The following is an 18,381-nucleotide window of genomic DNA, read 5'->3' as shown; positions in this document are numbered from 1 at the left end:
AAGTACAGTGGGTGACGCCTGCTCACCGCCAGTACGTGAAAGCCCTTTTCAAGGGGAAGAAGCGCTGGCAAAGAGCGGGAGTAACTCTGACTCTCTTGAGGTAGCGTAATACCTCGTCACTTAATAGGTGACTTGCATGAAGGGCGTAATGATCGTTCCACTGTCCCAACATGGGGCCCGGTGAACTTACTGCGCGGTGAATATGCCGCGATCTCTCAGTGGGAAAAGAAGTCTCCATGAAGCTTGACTACAGCCTGTAGTTGTTGTTAGATGGGTTATGCATAGCGTAATTGGGAGCGTAGAGACGTGTGCTTCGGCGCACGTTGAGCGATAATGTAACACCAATCTTAATCTGTCTTGCAGCTCACTAGCAATAGGACATCTGCAGGTGGGTAGTTGGACTGGACGGTTGCTTTCGATAAGGAAACGAAAGTGACCAATGCTCTGCTTAGTTGGTTTGGGAAACCAACGACAAGCGAAAAGGTAAATGCAGGGCTGACTGTATCCTTAAAAGCGTTGGATGCAGACTGGAAACAGGGGCTTAACGAACTTTGGTACCTCTTTTAATGGGGGTCCAAGCTGTCAAACAAGTTACTCTGGAGGTAACCGATTTGTCGCCAGTGAGCGTCCACAGCGACCTGGCGGTTTGATACATCGATATGGGCTTAGGATATCCTGGCTGTGCACAAGCAGCCAAGGGTTGGACTGCTCGTCCATTAAAATCCTACACGAGCTGAGTTCAGTACGTCGCGAGACAGTACGGTATTATCTACTGGGAGTGTTAGTGTCAGAGGGTAAGCTCCCCTCAATACGAGAGGAACAGGGGATCGGCGCCTCTAGTGTACCGGTTGTGATTGCATTGCCGGGTAGCCACGCGCCAAAAGGATAAGTCCTGAAAGCATCTAAGGACGAAGCCAGACCCGAAACTAGACACTCAGGGCGGTCGCAATAGACGACTTTGATAGGACGGGTGCGTAAGCAGCGAGCGCAAGCGAGTTGTGAACATTCCGTTACTAAAGCCTTAAAATATGCAGGCTTCTTCTCCGCAATTTTTGTGGTTTTTTGAAAGCTAGGCGAGAGTAACTACGGTAATACGGCATTGAGCAAGTAGAAGTTAGATGGAAATCATTTATATGGAAAGTAAACATATTTATATCTGGCAATTCACTAAGTAAATGCAAAATATGGATGTGATATAAATGGGAACGGTCACAACAGCACCATCGAAGGAAAAATCAGAGGAGTACGAGGAGCGAAAAAAAGCAGTACTTTTAAAGAAAAGCTTACGCGATATAGAAAAGGCCTACAAGCATCTTTCAGGCGATGACAAGGCAAGGGAAAGGAGCATGATATTCCTGGGTAAGAGGTTCGTTGACGGGGAGAATGCGGAAAAGACAAAAATAAGGGGCTATCTTGTGGAGCTTCTGCATAACGACCCTGTAACATGCAACAACATAATGGAAATAGCGAAGAAGTACAAGGGAAATGGTAAAATACCGAATAAGAGTGCCAAGATCCTTCCGTACAAAAAATACGATACTGAAGGCGTAAGGAAATGGTAGAATGCCAAGAGTGCTTGAATGGAGCTCAAGGCGCTTAAACTTGATTCTCTTATCATGAAAAGAGCGTCATCCATATCAAAGTTGGATGAGTTCCTCCCCGTAATTAAAAAGCTGAACGGAAACAAGAAGTTCGTGCAGATATTCGATACCGGATCAATAATAAACAAGGCGCATCTGGCCGGGGCCTACGCAAATGCGTTCTTGGCATTCAAGAGCAAAACAAACAAGAGCGGCAGCATGGCCATCGAGATGCTCCTGTTTGCTGGAATGACGGACCAGATAGACAGGGCAATAGAGTTGTGCGGTGCCAAGAGCAGCTCGGATTTCATAATATTCTCAAACAGCATTGTGCTGTATAGCAGGATTGTCCCGGCCCTGAAAAGCATTCATGAGTTCAAACCAGGCCAGGACCACCTAAAAAAGACAATCAAAAAATACAAAATAGAATTTACAGGTAAAAAAAATCTGGACACGGCCATACTGGAGAGGATTGCCATATCAAGGCTTTCCTCGGATTGACTGCTGCCCGGGCCTTATTTCCTTCTATTGCCAAATGTCAATAAAAAATTGATATATCAATTAATATTCATATAAAACGAAGATTATTTAAACATATCGGCACATAATATATAACGATGGAGCGTATAGTCATCAAGTTCATAGAAAGGCCTGATTTTAACGATCCCGAAAAGATACTGAAATGGTTCTGCGATGTCTTCGGGCTTTCAAGCGACGGCGAGCCCAATTCCATTGAGGAGCAGATACTCAGGAACTTCACTGAAGCGGCTTACAGCAGCAACAAGGGATTGTCAAGCTCAGAGCTCAGGCTCAACACGCAGTTAGCTAGAAGCACAGTTATATACCATCTCAACAGGTTCAGGGATGCCGGTTTGCTCGTGAAGAAGGGCAGGAAGTACTATCTAAGGGCTTCGGAGATGCGCAAGGCCATAGAGGAGATAGAATACGACATAAACCGCGAGATGCAGCGCATGCTTGACATGGCCGGGGAATTCGACAAGCTCATGGAAGTTGCAATGGACAAAAGGCAGAAAGGACATAGAAGGCAGGCAAGGCAAAAGTGATGTTATGGCAAAGGAGCATGCTGAAACAAACGAGCATAAAGAGGACAGTGAAGAGGAGGAACCAGGGCACGGTGAAAAAAACCATGGGGATTATTCCGAATTGAGGGAGCGCATGCTCAGGCTCGCCGCGGAGTTCGACAACTACAAGAAGAGGACAAAGAAGGAGCTGGAGAACGCGGAAAGCATGGGAAAGGCCGCCCTGATGAAGGACATACTTCCCATAGTTGATGAGTTCGAGCTGGCGATACTTGCAATAAGCGACAGCGAGGACAAGAATATCGCCAAGGGGATAGAGATGCTGTATACAAATCTTGTGGGCTTGTTGAAGAAGGAGGGCCTTTCAGAGGTAGGAACAGACGGCTTATACGATCCGTACAAGCACGAGATAGTAATGGTGAGGCAGAGCGAAAGTAAGGACGGCACCATACTCGAGATAATAAAGAAGGGTTACATGTTCAAGGACAGGCTGCTAAGGCCCGCCTCGGTGATAATAGCAAAGCACGGAGACGAAACTGAAAAGAAAAGCGAATAGATTTGCTGCTTAAAAGGTGAAAAAAATGAAAATCATAGGAATAGATCTTGGAACATCAAATTCTGCTGCCGCAGTACTGGAAGGCGGCAAGCCGACAATCATACCAAGCCTTGAGGGAGTGTCGCTGTACGGCAAGGCTTTTCCCAGCTATGTCGCGTTCACAAAGGACGGCCAGAGGCTTGTCGGAGAGCCTGCCAGAAGGCAGGCTGTTGCTAATCCCGAGGGCACCGTAACCGCATTCAAGCGAAAGATGGGAACTGATTACAAGTACAAGATATTCGGCAAGGAGTATACCCCGCAGGAATTGTCCGCGATGATACTCCAGAAGATAAAGCATGACGTAGAGGCATATCTTGGGGAGGAGGTAAAGAAGGCGGTAATAACAGTACCAGCATATTTCAACGACAACCAAAGGCAGGCGACAAAGGATGCGGGGGAAATCGCCGGGCTTGAGGTATTGAGGCTTGTGAACGAGCCTACAGCCGCAGCGCTAGCCTACGGGATCAACAAGTCCGAAAGGGAGATGAAGATACTGGTATACGACTTCGGAGGAGGCACCCTTGACGTAACCATTATGGAATTCGGGAAAGGGGTATTCGAGGTAAAGGCGACAAGCGGAGACACGCAGCTTGGGGGTACTGACATGGACAACGTGCTCGTGGACTTCCTTGCAGGTGAGGTTAGCAAGCAGCATGGAATAGACCTGAGGAAAAGTCCGCAGGCGATGCAAAGGTTGAGGGAAGCCGGGGAAAAGGCCAAGATAGAGCTCTCCACGACTTTGAACACTGACATAAACCTTCCATTCCTTGCAGAGGGCAAGGACGGAAAGCCGGTCAACTTCACGTATAACCTGAGCAGGGCAAAGCTTGAGAGCCTTGTCATGCCGATAGTGGAAAAGACCGGCAGGCCTGTGGAGCAGGCGCTCAAGGACGGGAAAATAACCACTGCGGACATTGACAAGATAATCCTCATAGGCGGCCCGACGAGGATGCCTGTAGTTCAGAAATACGTTGAGCAATTGCTGGACAAAAGGGTTGAAAGGGGCGTTGATCCTATGGAGGCTGTTGCGCTCGGCGCAGCGGTTCAGGCAGGCGTGCTTACAGGGGATGTCAAGGACCTGGTGCTTCTTGACGTTACGCCGCTGTCCCTGAGCATAGAGACTCTAGGCGGCGTTGCCACGAGGCTGATAGAAAGGAACACCACCATACCGATAAAGAAAACGCAGGTATTTACAACGGCGGAGGACTCGCAGACGCAAGTGGACATACACGTGGTGCAGGGGGAGCGCGCCCTTGCCAAGGACAACGTGGATCTAGGGAGGTTTGCGCTGACAGGGATACCGCCTGCAAGGAGGGGCATTCCCCAAATAGAGGTGACATTCGACATAGATTCCAACGGCATACTGCACGTGACAGCCAAGGACAAGGCAACCGGAAAAGCGCAAAGCATGGACATAGTGGCACCGCACAAGATGGGCAAGGAGGACATAGACAAGATGTCAGCTGAGGCGAAGGCGCACGAAGAGGAAGACAAGAGGATTCGCGAGAACATAGAAACCAAGAACGGCGCAGAATCGCTAGTATACACTGCAGAGAAGTCACTCGAGGAATTCAAGGACAAGATACCTGCAGGTGTAAAGGAGAAAGTTGAGGGGGCGAAGAAGGAGCTGGAGGAAGCGCTAAAGGGGGACGACTACAACAGGATAAGGGAGAAATCGGAGGCGTTGCAGAAGACACTCCAGGATATAGGGGGAAGCATGTACAAGGGAGCAGGCGGCGGAGGAGGCCCCGAACAGAACCCTGGCGATGGGACTGATGGAGCAGGCCCTAAGGATGGCGGCAATGACGACTCTGCAGGATCCGGTGCATAACAAATGACGGTGCAACATGGTGAATAAGGACTATTACAAGATACTGGGCATATCAAAGGGCGCAACGAGGGACGAGGTAAAGGAAGCCTACAGGAAGCTCGTCCTCAAGTACCACCCTGACGTAAACAAGGACTCTACAGCTGAGGCGAAGATGCAGGAAATCAACGAGGCCTATGCAGTCCTGATAGACGAAAACAAGCGCAAGCAATACGATTCCTTCGGGCCGGAGGGCTTCAGCAGGAGATTCAGCGAGGACGACATCTTCAAGGGGTTCAATTTCGAGGACATAATAAGGGAGTTCGAGGAAAACGTGTTTACCGGTGGTTTCGGCGGGTTCGGGCAGACGTTCGATACAGGTTTTGAGCAGCAGCAGGAGCAGACAGGAGTAAACCTCTACCTTTCGTTCAGCGACATAGAGAAGGGAGTTGACAGGGAGTTCGAGGTGCAAAGGTACAAGATATGCGCGCACTGCAGCGGCACTGGGGGCGAACCCGGCTCAAAGCAGGTGAAATGCGACATATGCAACGGCTCCGGGAGGAGGCACGTGCAGCAGAACACCTTCTTCGGAAGGTTTGACATGGTTACAACGTGCAACAAGTGCAAGGGGAAAGGGAAGATATACGAAAAGGCGTGCAGGGAGTGCAAGGGCGGAGGCCGCATACTGGTTAAGGAAAGGTTCAGGATAAAGGCGGACAAAATAGACAGCGGCAGCAGGAAGGGCAAATTCGGTATATTCTGATAAACATATATGTTCGCAACGCTAAAAAGCATTGGTCGCGAAATTACAAGAGGTAGTTAAATGGATATGGTGGAGATGGTTGTCGTGGCTACGATAGTGGTAGCTGTATTGATACTCGTGTATTTTGTCCTGACAACTTATGTGTACACCGGAGCCTCGTCGGGGGGCGCCGGGGGGCTTCACTACTGCACCAACGGCCCATGCCCTTCATCAGGAGGTAGCGGAGGGGGCCTGCACATAGTAACAAACACAGGACAAAATTAGCAATGCAGTAATGCTTAAATAATCCTAATGCGATTGATTCTGTGTCTTTTATGAGTGATAGTGCATACATTTACCTTGAGGACGGCACGGTGCTATCGGGGAAACGTTTTGGCCACAGGGCGGTCAAAAGCGGGGAGCTTGTATTTACGACATCTATGAACGGCTATCCCGAAAGCCTCACTGACCCCTCATACGCAGGGCAGATCCTCATAATGACCCATCCGCTAGTCGGAAACTACGGGGTGCCCAAGAAGAAAACGTTAGACAGGATACTGGCTAATTTTGAGTCGGAAAGAATACACGTGGAGGGGCTTGTTGTCAGCGAGCTTACCAGCAGCGACAAATGGAGCAGCGAGAAGAACCTGGACGACTGGATGAAGGAATGCGGCATTCCGGGGATATCCGGGATAGACACCAGGATGCTCACGAAAACGGTAAGGGACAAGGGAGCGATGATGTGCGCGGTATCGACTAGGGGAAAACTCAGGGATCCGGAAGGCGAACTAGGCAAAAGGTACACGAGGATAAACTTCCTGGACAGGGTTTCGCCAAAAAGCCCGATAGTGCACGGCCACGGCAGGAAAAGCATAGTCGTGGTGGATTGCGGGGTAAAGCACGGAATACTCGAAAACCTGTCAAGGCTGGGTTACAGTATAGTAAGGGTGCCGTACAACTACACCGCAAGCCAGATAATGTCATACAGGCCAGTCGGGGTGGTTTACAGCAACGGCCCCGGAAATCCCAACATGATGAATGCGACAGTGGATTCGATGAAGAGCATACTGGAATACGGGCTTCCGGTTTTCGGGATATGTTTAGGGCACCAGATTGCCACGATAGCGCTGGGGGGAAAAGTCAGAAAGATGAAATTCGGCCACAGGGCGGTGAACAAGGCAGTAATAGACGTCACTACCGGCAAGGCTTACATAACTACGCACAATCACGGATATGCGGTATTGCGCAGGGACATGCCCAAAGGCGCAAAAATGTGGTTTTTGAGCCCCGACGATGGCATTGTCGAGGGGATGAAATTCGGGAGGCGCAACATGATAACCACGCAGTTCCATCCGGAGGCTAGGCCTGGCACAAACGATGCGGGATTCATCTTCAAGGCGTTCGACAAAATGATAAAAGATGCAAAGAATTGAGACCATGCCCAAAAAGACAAGGAAAAAAATACTAATCGTTGGATCCGGTCCCGTGAAGATAGGCGAGGCCGCGGAGTTCGATTACAGCACCAGCCAGGCGCTCAGGGTGCTGAAGGAAGAAGGATACGAAAGCATACTCGTGAATTCAAACGTGGCTACTGTGCAGACAAGCTACGGTATGGCAGATAAGGTTTACCTTCTGCCTGCCAATGCGGAATTCGTGGAAAAGACGATAAGGGAGGAGAGGCCCTGGGGCATAATGATAGGGTTCGGCGGGCAGAGCTCGCTTAATGCAGGGGTTGAGCTGTACAGGAGCGGAGTTCTGGAGAGGTACAACGTAAAGGTGCTAGGCACTTCAGTCAAGGACATAGAAACGGCATTGAGCAGGGACATATTCAGGAAGACGATGCGCGCTCACGGCATACAGGTACCTCCGAGCGCAAGCGCAAGGAGCAAGGAATCTGCAATAAATGCCGCAAAGGGCATAGGTTATCCGGTAATGCTTCGCGTAAGCTTCAATTTGGGCGGAAGGGGATCCGCAGTTCTATGGAATGAAAGGCAGCTCGTGTCCGAATTGGACAGGGCCTTTGCCCAAAGCTCAGTCGGGGAGGTATTGATCGAGAAGTTCCTGCATGGATGGAAGGAAATAGAATACGAGGTAGTGAGGGACAAGGACGCCAACTGCGCAGTTACTGCATGCATAGAGAACCTCGATCCTATGGGCGTGCATACTGGAGACTCGGCGGTTGTGACCCCGGCCCAGACGCTTGACAACCACGAATTCCAGGCGATGCGCAGCGTTGCCATAAGAGTTGCGGATGCGATAAACCTCATAGGGGAATGCAACGTGCAGTTTGCGCTCAGCCCCAACAGCTACGAATTTTACGTAATAGAGACGAACCCCAGGATGTCGCGCTCCAGCGCCCTTGCAAGCAAGGCCACGGGATATCCTCTTGCGTACGTGAGCGCGAAGCTGGCGCTGGGCCACAGGCTATACGAGATAAAGAACAACGTATCAAAATCTACTACCGCATTCTTCGAGCCCAGCCTGGACTACATAACCGTCAAGATGCCGCGTTGGGACCTTCACAAGTTCGAGTTCGTGGACAGGAGCATAGGCACAGAGATGAAGAGCATCGGCGAGGTAATGTCCATAGGCAGGAATTTCGAGGAAGCGATGCAGAAGGCAATACGCATGCTCGACATAAGGGAGCCTGGGATCGTTGGAGGCGCTGTCTACAATTCCGCGATGGGAAGGAAGGAGCTCATCGGCATCCTGAAGGAGCACAGGCCCTACTGGTTCCTCCACGTTGCGAAAGGCTTCAGGGAGGGCGTTTCCCTTGAGGAGATGCACAAGTTAACAAACATCGACAGCTTCTTCCTCAAAAAGATAGAGGGGATCGTGCGCAATTATGAGAAATGGAGGAAGGGGAAGGCATCGCGCGGCGAACTCAAAAAACTAGGATTTAGCGACAGCCAATTGGGATCTGGCGGGGGCAACGGCATTTCCATAAAGCAGATAGATACCCTTGCAGGCGAATGCCCTGCAAGGACCAATTATCTGTATGCTACAAACTCAGGAAGCGAGGACGACATAGATACGAAGCAGGAGAGGAGCAAGCTGCTGGTGCTTGGCGCGGGAGTATTCAGGATAGGGGTTTCCGTCGAGTTCGACTATGGTGCGGTTGCGCTTGCCGAAAGCGCGAAGAGGTATTTTGACGAGGTAGCTGTGCTTAACTACAATCCGGAAACGGTATCCACGGACTGGGACCGCGTTGACAAGCTTTATTTCGACGAGCTGACGGAGGAAACGGTACTCAACATACACAGGAAGGAGCGCTTCAGCAACATCGCGACGTTCGCTGCGGGGCAGATAGGGAACAACCTTGCGCTCTCGCTCGAGAAAAAAGGTATAAAGCTGCTGGGGACAAATGGGAGGAGCATAGACATGGCGGAGAACAGGGACAGGTTCTCCGCGCTGCTGGAGAAATTGGGCATAAAGCAGGCGGATTGGACCAGCGCAACATCGATAAATGACATAAGGGGATTCATCGAGGAGTTCGGCTTCCCTGTCCTCGTAAGGCCTAGCTACGTCCTGAGCGGATCATCGATGAAAACTGCAAACAACATGAAGGAACTGATGATGTACATAGATGCTGCGACAAGGATATCCCCGAAATACCCTGTGACAGTCTCCCATTTCATAAAGGAGGGCGTTGAGGCGGAGCTTGATTGCGGGAGCGACGGCAGGAGCGCAATAGGAGTGTCGCTCTACCATGTCGAGGAGGCGGGGGTGCACAGCGGCGACGCAACCATTGCAACGCCATACGAAGACGCATATTCTAACAAGAGGATGAAAGAGATAGCGCTGAGGCTTGTCAACGAGCTTGACATAAGGGGCCCTTTCAACCTGCAGTTCATAATAGACAGGGGGGAGCCCCACGTGATAGAGCTCAACATGAGGGCTAGCAGGTCCATGCCTTTCTCTTCGAAGTCCGTCGGGGTCAACCTGATAGACTATGCGGTTAAGGGCATACTTGAAAGGTATGATTGGAATGGGTTCAAGGAGCCCACTCACGGCGCGTTCGCAGTAAAGAGCCCGCAGTTCTCGTGGGGGCAATTAAGGGGCTCGTATCCGCTCCTTGGTCCGGAGATGCGGAGCACAGGCGAGAGCGCTGCTATGGGGAAGAGCTTCGGCTCAGCCCTTCTGAAGAGCTGGCTGGGCGCCCAGCCGAACAGGATCCCAAGGAAGGGGATACTCGTTTACGGGGACACCGACAAGAGCATATTAAAGGAGACGGCAGACATGCTGTCGGAAAGGATCACGGTCAACACCCTCGATCTTGCGCCCATGCACAATCATCCAACCCTGGATGCGGAGAAGGTGCTTGAGATGATGAGCGGCAAGTCGATAGACATGGTCATAACGAACAACGGGATGCAGGAGATCGATTACGGGATAAGGAGGAAGGCGGTTGACATGAACATACCAATAGTGCTCAATGCAAGACTGGGAAGGGCATTGGGCAAATCCCTGTTTGAAAAGGATCTGGACTGCGACGAGCTGAAAAGCTACTGGAAAAAATAGCCGTTGCCGTGCCTACTTAAGCCTTATGGAATCGAGGTTCATCGGCGCCCTCGCATCTATGTGCATTATCCTTCCTATCGCCCTGGCAAGGTCCTCGCACTTCTGCTCCTCCCCGTGCATCGTGAACACGTTCTTCGGCTTGGGCCTCAGGTTCTCGACGAACTGTATCAACTGGTGCCTGTCGCTGTGGCCCGAAAAGCCCTCTACAGTCCTTATGTTCATGTTGACCTTTATGGGCATCAGCTTCCCGTTTTCGTCAGGAAGCGGTATCTCCTTTACGCCGTTCTGTATCCTCCTCCCTAGCGAATTCGAGCTGTTGTACCCGACGAATATTATTGTGTTCTTCGGGTCGTCGGCAAGCCTCTTGAAGTATTCTATGCTTGCGCCGCCGTTCATCATTCCGCCGCTTGCGAGTATTATTGAGGAGCCCTTGTCGAATATCTCCTCGCGCTCCCCCTTTATTATTTCGAATATCTCGCTTTCAAACGGGGACCTGTTGTTAAGTATGCGGTTCCTGAGGCTTTCCTTGAGGTATTCCGGATATGCAGTATGCATGGCGCTGGCCTCCAGTATCATCCCGTCAAGGTATACCGGTGCATCCATCTTGTATTCAGGCTTGTTTGCCATGTAGTTTTCGAGCACAAGCTGCATCTCCTGCGCCCTTCCCACTGCGAAAAGCGGTATCAGCACCTTCCCCCCTCTGCTTACCGTGGATTTTATCGTTTCCATCAGGTCGCGCTCGGCCTCCGCCCTGTTCTTTGTCACGTCGCCGTTGCCGCCGTAAGTGCTCTCTATGAAAAGGGAATCTATCCTCGGGTACTTTATGCTCGCTGGATCGTACAGCCTTGTGAACCCGTATTTCATGTCACCGGTGTGGACTATGTTGTACATGCCCTCCCCTACGTGTAGGTGCACAGTTGCGCTCCCCAGTATGTGCCCGGAATTGTGGTATGTGAGCTTAAGCTCGTCCGTTATGTTGGTGACTTCGCCGTAATCCCTCGTTATCGTATGCGTTAGCATCTTCCTTATGTCCTTCTCGCCGTACAACGGGGTGCCGCCTGACCTCTGCACCAGCTTTATGTAGTCGTTGAGGAGCAGCGCGGCCATGTCCCTTGTCGGGGGCGTGCAGTAAACCGGCCCCTCATACCCGAACTTGAACAGGTAGGGCACAAACCCTATGTGGTCCATGTGCGCATGCGTTATTACAACAGCATCAAGCTCGTTTATGGACAGGTTGGCGCTGTCCAGATACGGGAATGCCTTGTTGATGTCGGAGCCGTTGTTAGCATCAAGGCCCTTTATTGCAGGCTCCGGCATGAGCCCGCAGTCGAGTATTATCTTTGAATGGGGGGTCTCGAGAAGCAGGCTGCTCCTTCCGACTTCCCTGTATCCTCCAAGCGCAGTGGCCTTGAGCCACTCGCTCTTGGTTATGACCCTGTTTATCTGCTTGCCGACGCCTATCAGGAACTTCTTCCTGAAATCAGCCTCGTTGAACATGAGCTGCCTCACCCTTGTAAGGGTGTTGCTGTCCATTGTAGGGGTCCTGAGCACCTTCGGGGTCCAGCTCGTCTGCATGGCTATGCTCTTCAGCGTCATCCCGCTCTTCCCTATCACGAGCCCGGGCTTGAGCGCCTCTATGTACACTTCGGAGAAGTCATCGATGAACTTTATGTTGTTTATCACCGCGTCCTTCGGCACAAGTGATCTTATTATCTCCTCGGCCTTCGGCTTCTCCATAAGGGAATTAAGCTCGCTCCTTATGACCAGCTTCTTCTTTATGGAAGAAGCTATGCCCCTCACTATGCTGTCATCCTCGTAGAGCAGCTTTGCGTTCTTAAGGTAAACCACTATGTCCGGGCCTTCGAATTCCGCCTTGACGAACCCGGCACCAGCAGGTATCATGGATTTTATCTTGTCGAAAATGCTTTCCGCCTGCTCCTTGTCCTGCTCCTTGTTCTCTACTCCCCTCTCTTCCAAATAAATCACGCTAAATGTAGTATGTTGTTGTGCCGTATGAACCTATAGAAAATATCATCAAATTACTTTGCGGCGAGCGCCTTTTCGAGATCCTTGCCGGTGTATTCGGTATAGCCGTATTTCGTTATCGCTGCTATGACCATCCCGTCACCAGTGGCTGAATTCCTCTTGATTGCTATTGCAAGGGCCCGGGCCACGTTCTTTATGGCCTCCTTGGTCGTTACCCCCTTTTTGTAGGATTCCTCAAGGTATCCTATTGCCACTTCCGAGCCGCTCCCTGTAACTGTAAACTTGTACTCCTCGGTGTTGCCGCCGAGAGGGTCGAGCGTGTATATCTGCGGCTCGTCACCGTCCATACCCGCTACGAGTAGCTGCACGTAATAGGGCATCATCTTGTTCTGCTGGAGTATTATTGAAAGCAATGAAGCTGCTGATTTCGGCGACATTGGCCTGTTCTCGTTCATCTTGTATATCTCGTTCTGCGCCCTGATTATCCTGACTATGTCCTGTGCGTCCCCAACGGCGCCTGCTATCGTCATCCCTATTGTGCTGTCTATCTTGAACACCTTCCTCACGTCAGAATTCGATATGAATGTACCCATCGTCGCCCTTGTGTCGGCGCCTATAACAACCCCGTCAGAGCACACAACGCCTATGGTTGTGGTGCCCTTCATGTATTTGCCTATTTCATTTCTCATTGATACACCGTATAATATGCCAAATATCATTGAATCTAAAGAAGGTAATCAGTTCAGTCATGCTTTGTGCATTTAATGGATTGCACCAAAATACCCAAAATAATGAATTACTTGAACGTTCAGAATATGATAAATGCTAAGCTGCAAAGAATTACAATATACTTTGAACACATACCTATATATTAATTTACTTTTGCTTTGCTTTGGCGTCAGCCGAAATCTATAAGGCTGCCGTTGCCTATGAACTGGTGCTTAGGATCCCTCAGCTCGGCATAGGCGAATGTCCTGTGCACCTTTGTCACCTTGACCTTGTACACGTTGCCTATCCTGGTCTTCGCGTTCTTGACGAATATGACAAAATTCCCTATTTTGCCTATCCCCTCGCCGCGAGCTCCCTTCGCATCCACTTTCATGCTGTATTCAGTTCCCTCTTCCACGCTGTATTCATCCAATCCCATTTATATCACCCAGACGAATATAATCTTGTTATATTGACTGAATCAATCCCTTAAACCCTAAGTATAATTACGGCAAATAGCCTTTTAAAGATATTCTACTAATTAGGCTGATTTAGACAGATGTCTAATTTTGGCCCCTTGCGCCGCGTTGATGAGGCATCATGAACGCGTAAAGCAGCGCGGCGAGCAGTATTGCTGACGCGATAAGGGCATACAAGGATATAGCCCTGTATGTGTTTATTGCATCTATCTGCGCCTGTGCGCTTGATCTCGCCTCGGCAAGAAGCACGTAAGAATTGGATTCGTTTGTCTGGTTCTCTGCAAGCTTAAGGTAGTGGTAAGCCTGCGAAAGATCAGGATAGAAAACAAGGTAGCCGCTCTGGTTGGCCTTGTGCAGAAACGACTCGGTTGAATTTATCGCCTTGGTAAGGTTGCTGCTGTTCATGGCCTGGCTTTGTGCATGTGCGCCTATCGGAGCGGGATAAAATAACAGCATGGCAATGATTGCCATGCATATTGTTGCATGCGGCAAGGACATGTAAACATCTTACAGGTTTACGTCGATGTTGAGCTGCTCCTTCAGCTCCCTGTACCTGTTCCTTATCGTTACCTCGGTGACTCCTGCAACGTCTGCAACTTCCTTCTGGGTGCGCCTCTCGCCCGCAAGCGCTCCGGCTATGTATACTGCGGCTGCGCTGACCCCCGTCGGGCTCCTCCCTGAGACCAGGCCCTTCTTCATCGCATTCCTTAGAAGCTGCACCGCCTTTTCCTGGGCCTCTCCGCTCAGTTTCAGCGCGTTAACGTACCTTGGAACATAGCTTATCGGATCGGTAAGCGGTATCTTCAGGTTGAGCTCGTGGGATATGACCCTGTAAGCCCTCCCTATTTCCTTCTTGGGAAGCCCTGATATGTTCGATATCTCGTCAAGCGTCCTTGGCATTCCCGCCTGCCTGCACGAGGCGTATATTACCGCCTGCACTACCGTCTCTATCGGCCTTCCCCTTATGAGGTTGCCCTGGACGCATTTCCTGTACAGCAAAGCTGCGCTCTCCCTTATGTTCTCCGGAAGCCCCAGATAGCTTGATACCCTGTTCAGTTCCGGCAGCGCTATAAGGTAGTTCCTCTCGCTTGAGCTGGCTATGCTTGCCCTCTTGTGCCATTTCCTCATCCTGTAGAGCTGGGCCTGGCGCTTTGAGGGTATTCTTACCCCTCTTATGTCCTTGTTGTACAGGTCTATTTCAGTTACAAGGCCCCTGTTCGGCTTTGTGTATTTTATAGGTGCTCCTGTCCTTGCCCTTGCGTTCCTCTGATCAGCATCGAATGCACGCCATTCCGGCCCAGTATCGGTTGCATTCTCCTCTATTACCAGGCCGCAGTTGTTGCATACGAGCTCGCCGCGCTCGTTGTCGAACAGAAGATCAGTGCTTCCGCAGCTCGGGCACTTATTGACAGACCCGGGCGTCCTGTCAGGAACAGAAGGCCCCTGCTGGTGGAATTCGCCCTGCTGTATTGCTATTATGTCCTCCTGGGAGGCAAATGTGCCCCTTGGCCTTCCCCTCTTCCTTTTCTCTGATGCCTCGGCAAGGTTCAGCTTGTTGTTGGAAAGCACTATCTTCCTTATCTTCGGCGCTTCCTCACGCTCCTCCTTCCCTGCCTTTGTTTTAGCTTTTTTAGATTTTTTTGAGTTGTTCGTTTTCATTGATACACCAAGCTTTTTCACGCAAATTTACTTGCAACTGGAATAAAGTTTTTAAAACTTTCTAAAATTAGACACTATTATTGTGAAGAAATAGATATATAAACCTTTCGGTGGAGCTTTTATAAGCATTTCCAAGTTTTACCTCTAGGGGCTTTGCGTGCTGTTTTTCTGATTTGTGCGTTTTGGCAGTGAAAAGCGCAATAGTGGCAGGCCGTAGCCCTCTTTCTGTTTTAGGCAGCATTAGTCTGAGCGGCACAAGGCCTTGCATACTCACTGTGCACCGCATCGGCGCGTTTCATCCATTGCAATGCGCTCGTAGTGTCATCGCCCATGCATTGCTCCGGTATCGTTTCTGTTCCGAATAGGGCCTTAAGCCCTGGTGCACTCTGTATGAGAGGAGCTTCCTCCTTTCGGTAGGCTGCCCGCCTGCCACCACCATTATTTATGCGTGCTGAAATATAAAGAGTTTGCGCCTGGCGCTGCTAGTAAAATCGTCCTGCTTCCTTCAATAAAGAACCGCATATAAACATCAGGTATTTTATTTGTTGCATCCTATTATTGGGCTATGGTAGTTGTACCGCCAATAAACACGTTCGCCAGCGAGGTCATACTGATAGCATTGATAGCAGTAGTGCTGTTCGTGATATTCAAGGTGGGCAAATCGATACTGAAGCTGATTTTCGGGCTGATAATAAACAGCATACTAGGCATCATCGCGATATTTGCCCTTAATTACTTTTTCAGAATGGGCATACCTCTGGAGCTTGCTACCCTGATACCAACTGCGCTATTCGGGCTTCCGGCCGTTGGCACGTTCGTGATATTGAGGTTCTTCGGCATACTGTAAGTTGCGCGCATGGAATCATGCATATGCCAGCTTTACGTCGCTTGCCTCTACAGTTTTCCTCTTTGCGTGCCTTGAGAGCCTTACGGCCTTCCTTGCTATGTCGAACGCCATCCTGTTTATGTACTTGTGCAGCTCCATGCTTGCGCTCACGCTTATCCTTGAAGCTCCTGCCTCCTTGAGTATCTTCTTTACAGTGTTCTCTGAAATATACATCGCTTCACCACAAATGCAAAATTATAATTTGAGGTATAGGATTAAAAGTGTGACATTTTAGCGGAACAATGGCACGGATCAGCCCAACTGGCTGAATACCCTCTCTGCTATGTCGTTTCCCAGTACGGTTTTTACCTTTTCCCTGTTCTTTTCAATGTCAGACACCTTCCTTATGCCGTTTGCGTACAACGCCCTTGCCCTGACCCTTCCTATCTGCTCCAGCCTTACAAGATCCAGCAATTCCTCCTTTATCCCGTAGCGCAGGCGCACCCTGGCCTCTATGAGCCTGTGCTGCGGCCTTTTCAGTATCTTCGCCATCTCAACAGCTGAGTATATGAGCCAGTCCGCGTTCGTTATCTTTGAGTAAAGAGCACCAGGAGTCGAAGAGTACTTCTTGACTATTTCTGGCTCTCTCTGCTCTTCCATCCAGTCCCTGAGCATCAGCGCGGTGCTGAATGCCCTTTCCGAATCGTACTCCATCTTTATGTAGTCCTTCGTGGCCTCGCTGTCGTTCATGTACAGATATGTGACATAGGCGGACAGCGCCTCCTTGGTCATCCTCACGTGGGGCCGCATCTCCAGCGTGTTCGATATCATGTACAGTATGCCAAGAAGGTCGAGCTCCTTGCGAAGCGAGTCAACGATCCATTTCGCTGACAGCGGGTCTATGTATAGCTCGCTTACCCTCCTGCCCAGCTTCGTGGCGCTATACGTGCTCCCGTTTATGTCTATGAATTCCCATTCACAAAGCTCGTCAACAACGTTCTTTATCATGCTGTTTATGTGGCCCTGGTTGCCGTACTGGAAGCTGTAGAAGCTCCTTGAAAGGAATTTCTGCATTGCCTTTTCCTCGTTCAGGAAATTTTCCGCGATGAAGGAGAGTATGTGGGTCCTCAGTATCGGAGCAACCCCTAGGGCGGAATCTATGGAATCTGGCTTGGTCTCTATGTAGCGCGCTAGGTCCATTACCCTGTCTTTGGTGCCTGCGGAAATGAGCGCCCTGCCCTCCCTGTCGTACTTGGGCCTTCCAGCACGGCCGAAGAGCTGCGTTACCTCGTTTATCCCGAGCCTCTCGCTGTAGCCGTTCTCGTACCTGCTGATATCCCTTATCAGGACGGTGTGTGCGGGCAGGTTGACCCCATACCCCAGGGTTGTGGTGGCGCAGATGACCTTTATCAGGTTTGACTTGAATGCGTTCTCTATTGCGGCTCGCTGCTTGTTCAGCAATCCGGAATGGTGGAATGCCACGCCATTGCATACGAGGCTTGAAAGCTTAGCGCACTGCTCCGTGGGCCTGTCAAGCGCGTTGAGTATTGATGCGCTGGCGTTCTCCAGCTCTGCGATATCCTCCCTTGAGAGCTTGCTCCTTACGTGCTGGGCCAGCCTCGTGGCGCCCACTTCCGTGCTTTTCTTGGTTGAGTAGAATATCAGCAATTGCTTCCTCTGCTCAAGCGTGTCCTCTGCAAGCCTTACCTCAGGGAGCTTGCTCATCCCAGAAAGGGGATACTCCTTCAGCTCGTCTTCAACGTTGTAGTAGGCGCTCGCATCATAGAGCACGCCCTTGAGGAGCTTTACGGGCCTGTAATCGCTTACGACGAGCTCCGCCTTGGACCATTTTGCTATCTCCTCCGGATTCCCTATAGTTGCGCTCAGGGATATTATCTGAGCGTCGCACATCATTGAGAGCTTCGTGATCAGGAGCTCTAGAGTGGGCCCTCTTGACATGTCCCCCAGCATGTGCACCTCGTCGAATATTATGCACCCTATGCTCTGGAGCCAGTCTATACCGTGCCTTAGCAGGCTGTCGAATTTCTCCGTGGAAAAAAACAGCATCTTGTAGTTCTTGAGCCAGAGGTCGTTGGAATCCAGGTCGCCTATGGATATGGCGGCGTTTATGTAGGGATATGTCTCCTTGAACTCGTTGTACTTCTCTGTTGCAAGCGCCCTCATCGGCGCTATGTATATTGCCTTCCTCCCCTTTGACAATATAGAATTCACGCATGCGATTTCCGCGACCAGCGTCTTTCCGCTCGCTGTTGGGCTTGCTATTAGCATGTTCTTCCCCTCGAGGAGGCCCTTCCTTATGGCATCCTCCTGCGGGGGTGTAAGTTCCCTTATCCCTCTTGCGCTTACCGACTCTATTATTTCGTTTGGCAGCTTACCCTTTAGGCCGGAGATATTCATGATCATATTCCGTAATCAGA

Annotated in this window: 17 protein-coding genes, 1 rRNA gene and 1 other RNA gene; 11 read left to right on the top strand and 8 right to left on the bottom strand. The window is 50.5% G+C overall.

Going from position 1 to position 18,381, the window contains the following annotated elements:
• From KGI06_01080 to carB, 10 genes are all read left to right on the top strand, one after another.
• A 23S ribosomal RNA gene (locus tag KGI06_01080) occupies positions 1-1,036 on the top strand; the annotation flags it as partial.
• 163 nt (positions 1,037-1,199) lie between these two features.
• Positions 1,200-1,562 carry a hypothetical protein gene (locus KGI06_01075; protein MDE1870815.1) on the top strand — a complete coding sequence of 121 codons (363 nt, stop codon included), beginning with the start codon at positions 1,200-1,202 and terminating at the stop codon, positions 1,560-1,562.
• An 18-nt stretch (positions 1,563-1,580) separates the two neighbouring features.
• Positions 1,581-2,081, top strand: coding sequence for a hypothetical protein (locus KGI06_01070; protein ID MDE1870814.1), 501 nt, complete (start codon positions 1,581-1,583; stop codon positions 2,079-2,081).
• A 116-nt stretch (positions 2,082-2,197) separates the two neighbouring features.
• Entirely contained in the window at positions 2,198-2,644 is a 447-nt protein-coding gene (locus KGI06_01065; protein ID MDE1870813.1) for a winged helix-turn-helix transcriptional regulator, read from the top strand.
• 4 nt (positions 2,645-2,648) lie between these two features.
• A complete protein-coding gene (locus tag KGI06_01060; GenBank protein ID MDE1870812.1) occupies positions 2,649-3,176 on the top strand; it encodes a nucleotide exchange factor GrpE in 528 nt (175 codons plus the stop codon).
• Positions 3,177-3,201: 25 nt separating this feature from the next.
• On the top strand, positions 3,202-5,046 hold the full coding sequence (gene dnaK, locus KGI06_01055; GenBank protein MDE1870811.1) for a molecular chaperone DnaK: 1,845 nt from the start codon (positions 3,202-3,204) through the stop codon (positions 5,044-5,046).
• A gap of 16 nt (positions 5,047-5,062) precedes the next feature.
• Positions 5,063-5,785, top strand: coding sequence for a DnaJ domain-containing protein (locus tag KGI06_01050; GenBank protein MDE1870810.1), 723 nt, complete (start codon positions 5,063-5,065; stop codon positions 5,783-5,785).
• A 60-nt stretch (positions 5,786-5,845) separates the two neighbouring features.
• On the top strand, positions 5,846-6,049 hold the full coding sequence (locus KGI06_01045) for a hypothetical protein (protein ID MDE1870809.1): 204 nt from the start codon (positions 5,846-5,848) through the stop codon (positions 6,047-6,049).
• 50 nt (positions 6,050-6,099) lie between these two features.
• Positions 6,100-7,197, top strand: coding sequence for a glutamine-hydrolyzing carbamoyl-phosphate synthase small subunit (gene carA / locus KGI06_01040; GenBank protein MDE1870808.1), 1,098 nt, complete (start codon positions 6,100-6,102; stop codon positions 7,195-7,197).
• A gap of 4 nt (positions 7,198-7,201) precedes the next feature.
• Positions 7,202-10,285, top strand: a complete 3,084-nt coding sequence (gene carB, locus KGI06_01035; GenBank protein ID MDE1870807.1) for a carbamoyl-phosphate synthase (glutamine-hydrolyzing) large subunit — start codon at positions 7,202-7,204, stop codon at positions 10,283-10,285.
• 12 nt (positions 10,286-10,297) lie between these two features.
• Here carB and KGI06_01030 read toward each other — a convergent pair whose 3' ends face one another.
• From KGI06_01030 to rnpB, 6 genes are all read right to left on the bottom strand, one after another.
• Positions 10,298-12,262: a beta-CASP ribonuclease aCPSF1 gene (locus KGI06_01030; GenBank protein MDE1870806.1), complete on the bottom strand. Its 1,965-nt coding sequence runs from the start codon at positions 12,260-12,262 to the stop codon at positions 10,298-10,300.
• A gap of 62 nt (positions 12,263-12,324) precedes the next feature.
• Positions 12,325-12,960, bottom strand: a complete 636-nt coding sequence (gene psmB, locus KGI06_01025) for an archaeal proteasome endopeptidase complex subunit beta (GenBank protein ID MDE1870805.1) — start codon at positions 12,958-12,960, stop codon at positions 12,325-12,327.
• A 209-nt stretch (positions 12,961-13,169) separates the two neighbouring features.
• Positions 13,170-13,418 carry a TRAM domain-containing protein gene (locus tag KGI06_01020; protein ID MDE1870804.1) on the bottom strand — a complete coding sequence of 83 codons (249 nt, stop codon included), beginning with the start codon at positions 13,416-13,418 and terminating at the stop codon, positions 13,170-13,172.
• Positions 13,419-13,542: 124 nt separating this feature from the next.
• Positions 13,543-13,956, bottom strand: a complete 414-nt coding sequence (locus KGI06_01015; protein MDE1870803.1) for a hypothetical protein — start codon at positions 13,954-13,956, stop codon at positions 13,543-13,545.
• A gap of 9 nt (positions 13,957-13,965) precedes the next feature.
• Positions 13,966-15,117, bottom strand: coding sequence for a transcription initiation factor IIB (locus tag KGI06_01010; GenBank protein ID MDE1870802.1), 1,152 nt, complete (start codon positions 15,115-15,117; stop codon positions 13,966-13,968).
• A gap of 202 nt (positions 15,118-15,319) precedes the next feature.
• Positions 15,320-15,551, bottom strand: an RNA gene (gene rnpB, locus KGI06_01005) — RNase P RNA component.
• Positions 15,552-15,682: 131 nt separating this feature from the next.
• On the opposite strand from rnpB, the gene KGI06_01000 reads away from it, so the two are divergent.
• Positions 15,683-15,964, top strand: a complete 282-nt coding sequence (locus KGI06_01000) for a pro-sigmaK processing inhibitor BofA family protein (protein MDE1870801.1) — start codon at positions 15,683-15,685, stop codon at positions 15,962-15,964.
• A gap of 15 nt (positions 15,965-15,979) precedes the next feature.
• Here the strand turns inward: KGI06_01000 and KGI06_00995 are convergent, their stop codons facing one another.
• Entirely contained in the window at positions 15,980-16,177 is a 198-nt protein-coding gene (locus KGI06_00995; protein ID MDE1870800.1) for an NFYB/HAP3 family transcription factor subunit, read from the bottom strand.
• Between the two features lie 78 nt (positions 16,178-16,255).
• Positions 16,256-18,361 carry a DEAD/DEAH box helicase gene (locus KGI06_00990; protein ID MDE1870799.1) on the bottom strand — a complete coding sequence of 702 codons (2,106 nt, stop codon included), beginning with the start codon at positions 18,359-18,361 and terminating at the stop codon, positions 16,256-16,258.
• Positions 18,362-18,381 lie beyond the last annotated feature (20 nt).

This window comes from Candidatus Micrarchaeota archaeon (genome assembly GCA_028866575.1).
In the GTDB taxonomy this organism is placed as follows: Archaea; Micrarchaeota; Micrarchaeia; order Micrarchaeales; family Micrarchaeaceae; genus UBA12276.
This window is presented reverse-complemented; position numbering and strand designations above follow the sequence as displayed.

Coding starts and splice junctions, on each gene's coding strand:
- KGI06_01075 (MDE1870815.1), top strand. CDS start 1,200: ATGGGAACGGTCACAACAGCACCATCGAAGGAAAAATCAGAGGAGTAC.
- KGI06_01070 (MDE1870814.1), top strand. CDS start 1,581: ATGGAGCTCAAGGCGCTTAAACTTGATTCTCTTATCATGAAAAGAGCG.
- KGI06_01065 (MDE1870813.1), top strand. CDS start 2,198: ATGGAGCGTATAGTCATCAAGTTCATAGAAAGGCCTGATTTTAACGAT.
- KGI06_01060 (MDE1870812.1), top strand. CDS start 2,649: ATGGCAAAGGAGCATGCTGAAACAAACGAGCATAAAGAGGACAGTGAA.
- dnaK (MDE1870811.1), top strand. CDS start 3,202: ATGAAAATCATAGGAATAGATCTTGGAACATCAAATTCTGCTGCCGCA.
- KGI06_01050 (MDE1870810.1), top strand. CDS start 5,063: ATGGTGAATAAGGACTATTACAAGATACTGGGCATATCAAAGGGCGCA.
- KGI06_01045 (MDE1870809.1), top strand. CDS start 5,846: ATGGATATGGTGGAGATGGTTGTCGTGGCTACGATAGTGGTAGCTGTA.
- carA (MDE1870808.1), top strand. CDS start 6,100: ATGAGTGATAGTGCATACATTTACCTTGAGGACGGCACGGTGCTATCG.
- carB (MDE1870807.1), top strand. CDS start 7,202: ATGCCCAAAAAGACAAGGAAAAAAATACTAATCGTTGGATCCGGTCCC.
- psmB (MDE1870805.1), bottom strand. CDS start 12,960: ATGAGAAATGAAATAGGCAAATACATGAAGGGCACCACAACCATAGGC.
- KGI06_01020 (MDE1870804.1), bottom strand. CDS start 13,418: ATGGGATTGGATGAATACAGCGTGGAAGAGGGAACTGAATACAGCATG.
- KGI06_01015 (MDE1870803.1), bottom strand. CDS start 13,956: ATGTCCTTGCCGCATGCAACAATATGCATGGCAATCATTGCCATGCTG.
- KGI06_01010 (MDE1870802.1), bottom strand. CDS start 15,117: ATGAAAACGAACAACTCAAAAAAATCTAAAAAAGCTAAAACAAAGGCA.
- KGI06_01000 (MDE1870801.1), top strand. CDS start 15,683: ATGGTAGTTGTACCGCCAATAAACACGTTCGCCAGCGAGGTCATACTG.
- KGI06_00995 (MDE1870800.1), bottom strand. CDS start 16,177: ATGTATATTTCAGAGAACACTGTAAAGAAGATACTCAAGGAGGCAGGA.
- KGI06_00990 (MDE1870799.1), bottom strand. CDS start 18,361: ATGAATATCTCCGGCCTAAAGGGTAAGCTGCCAAACGAAATAATAGAG.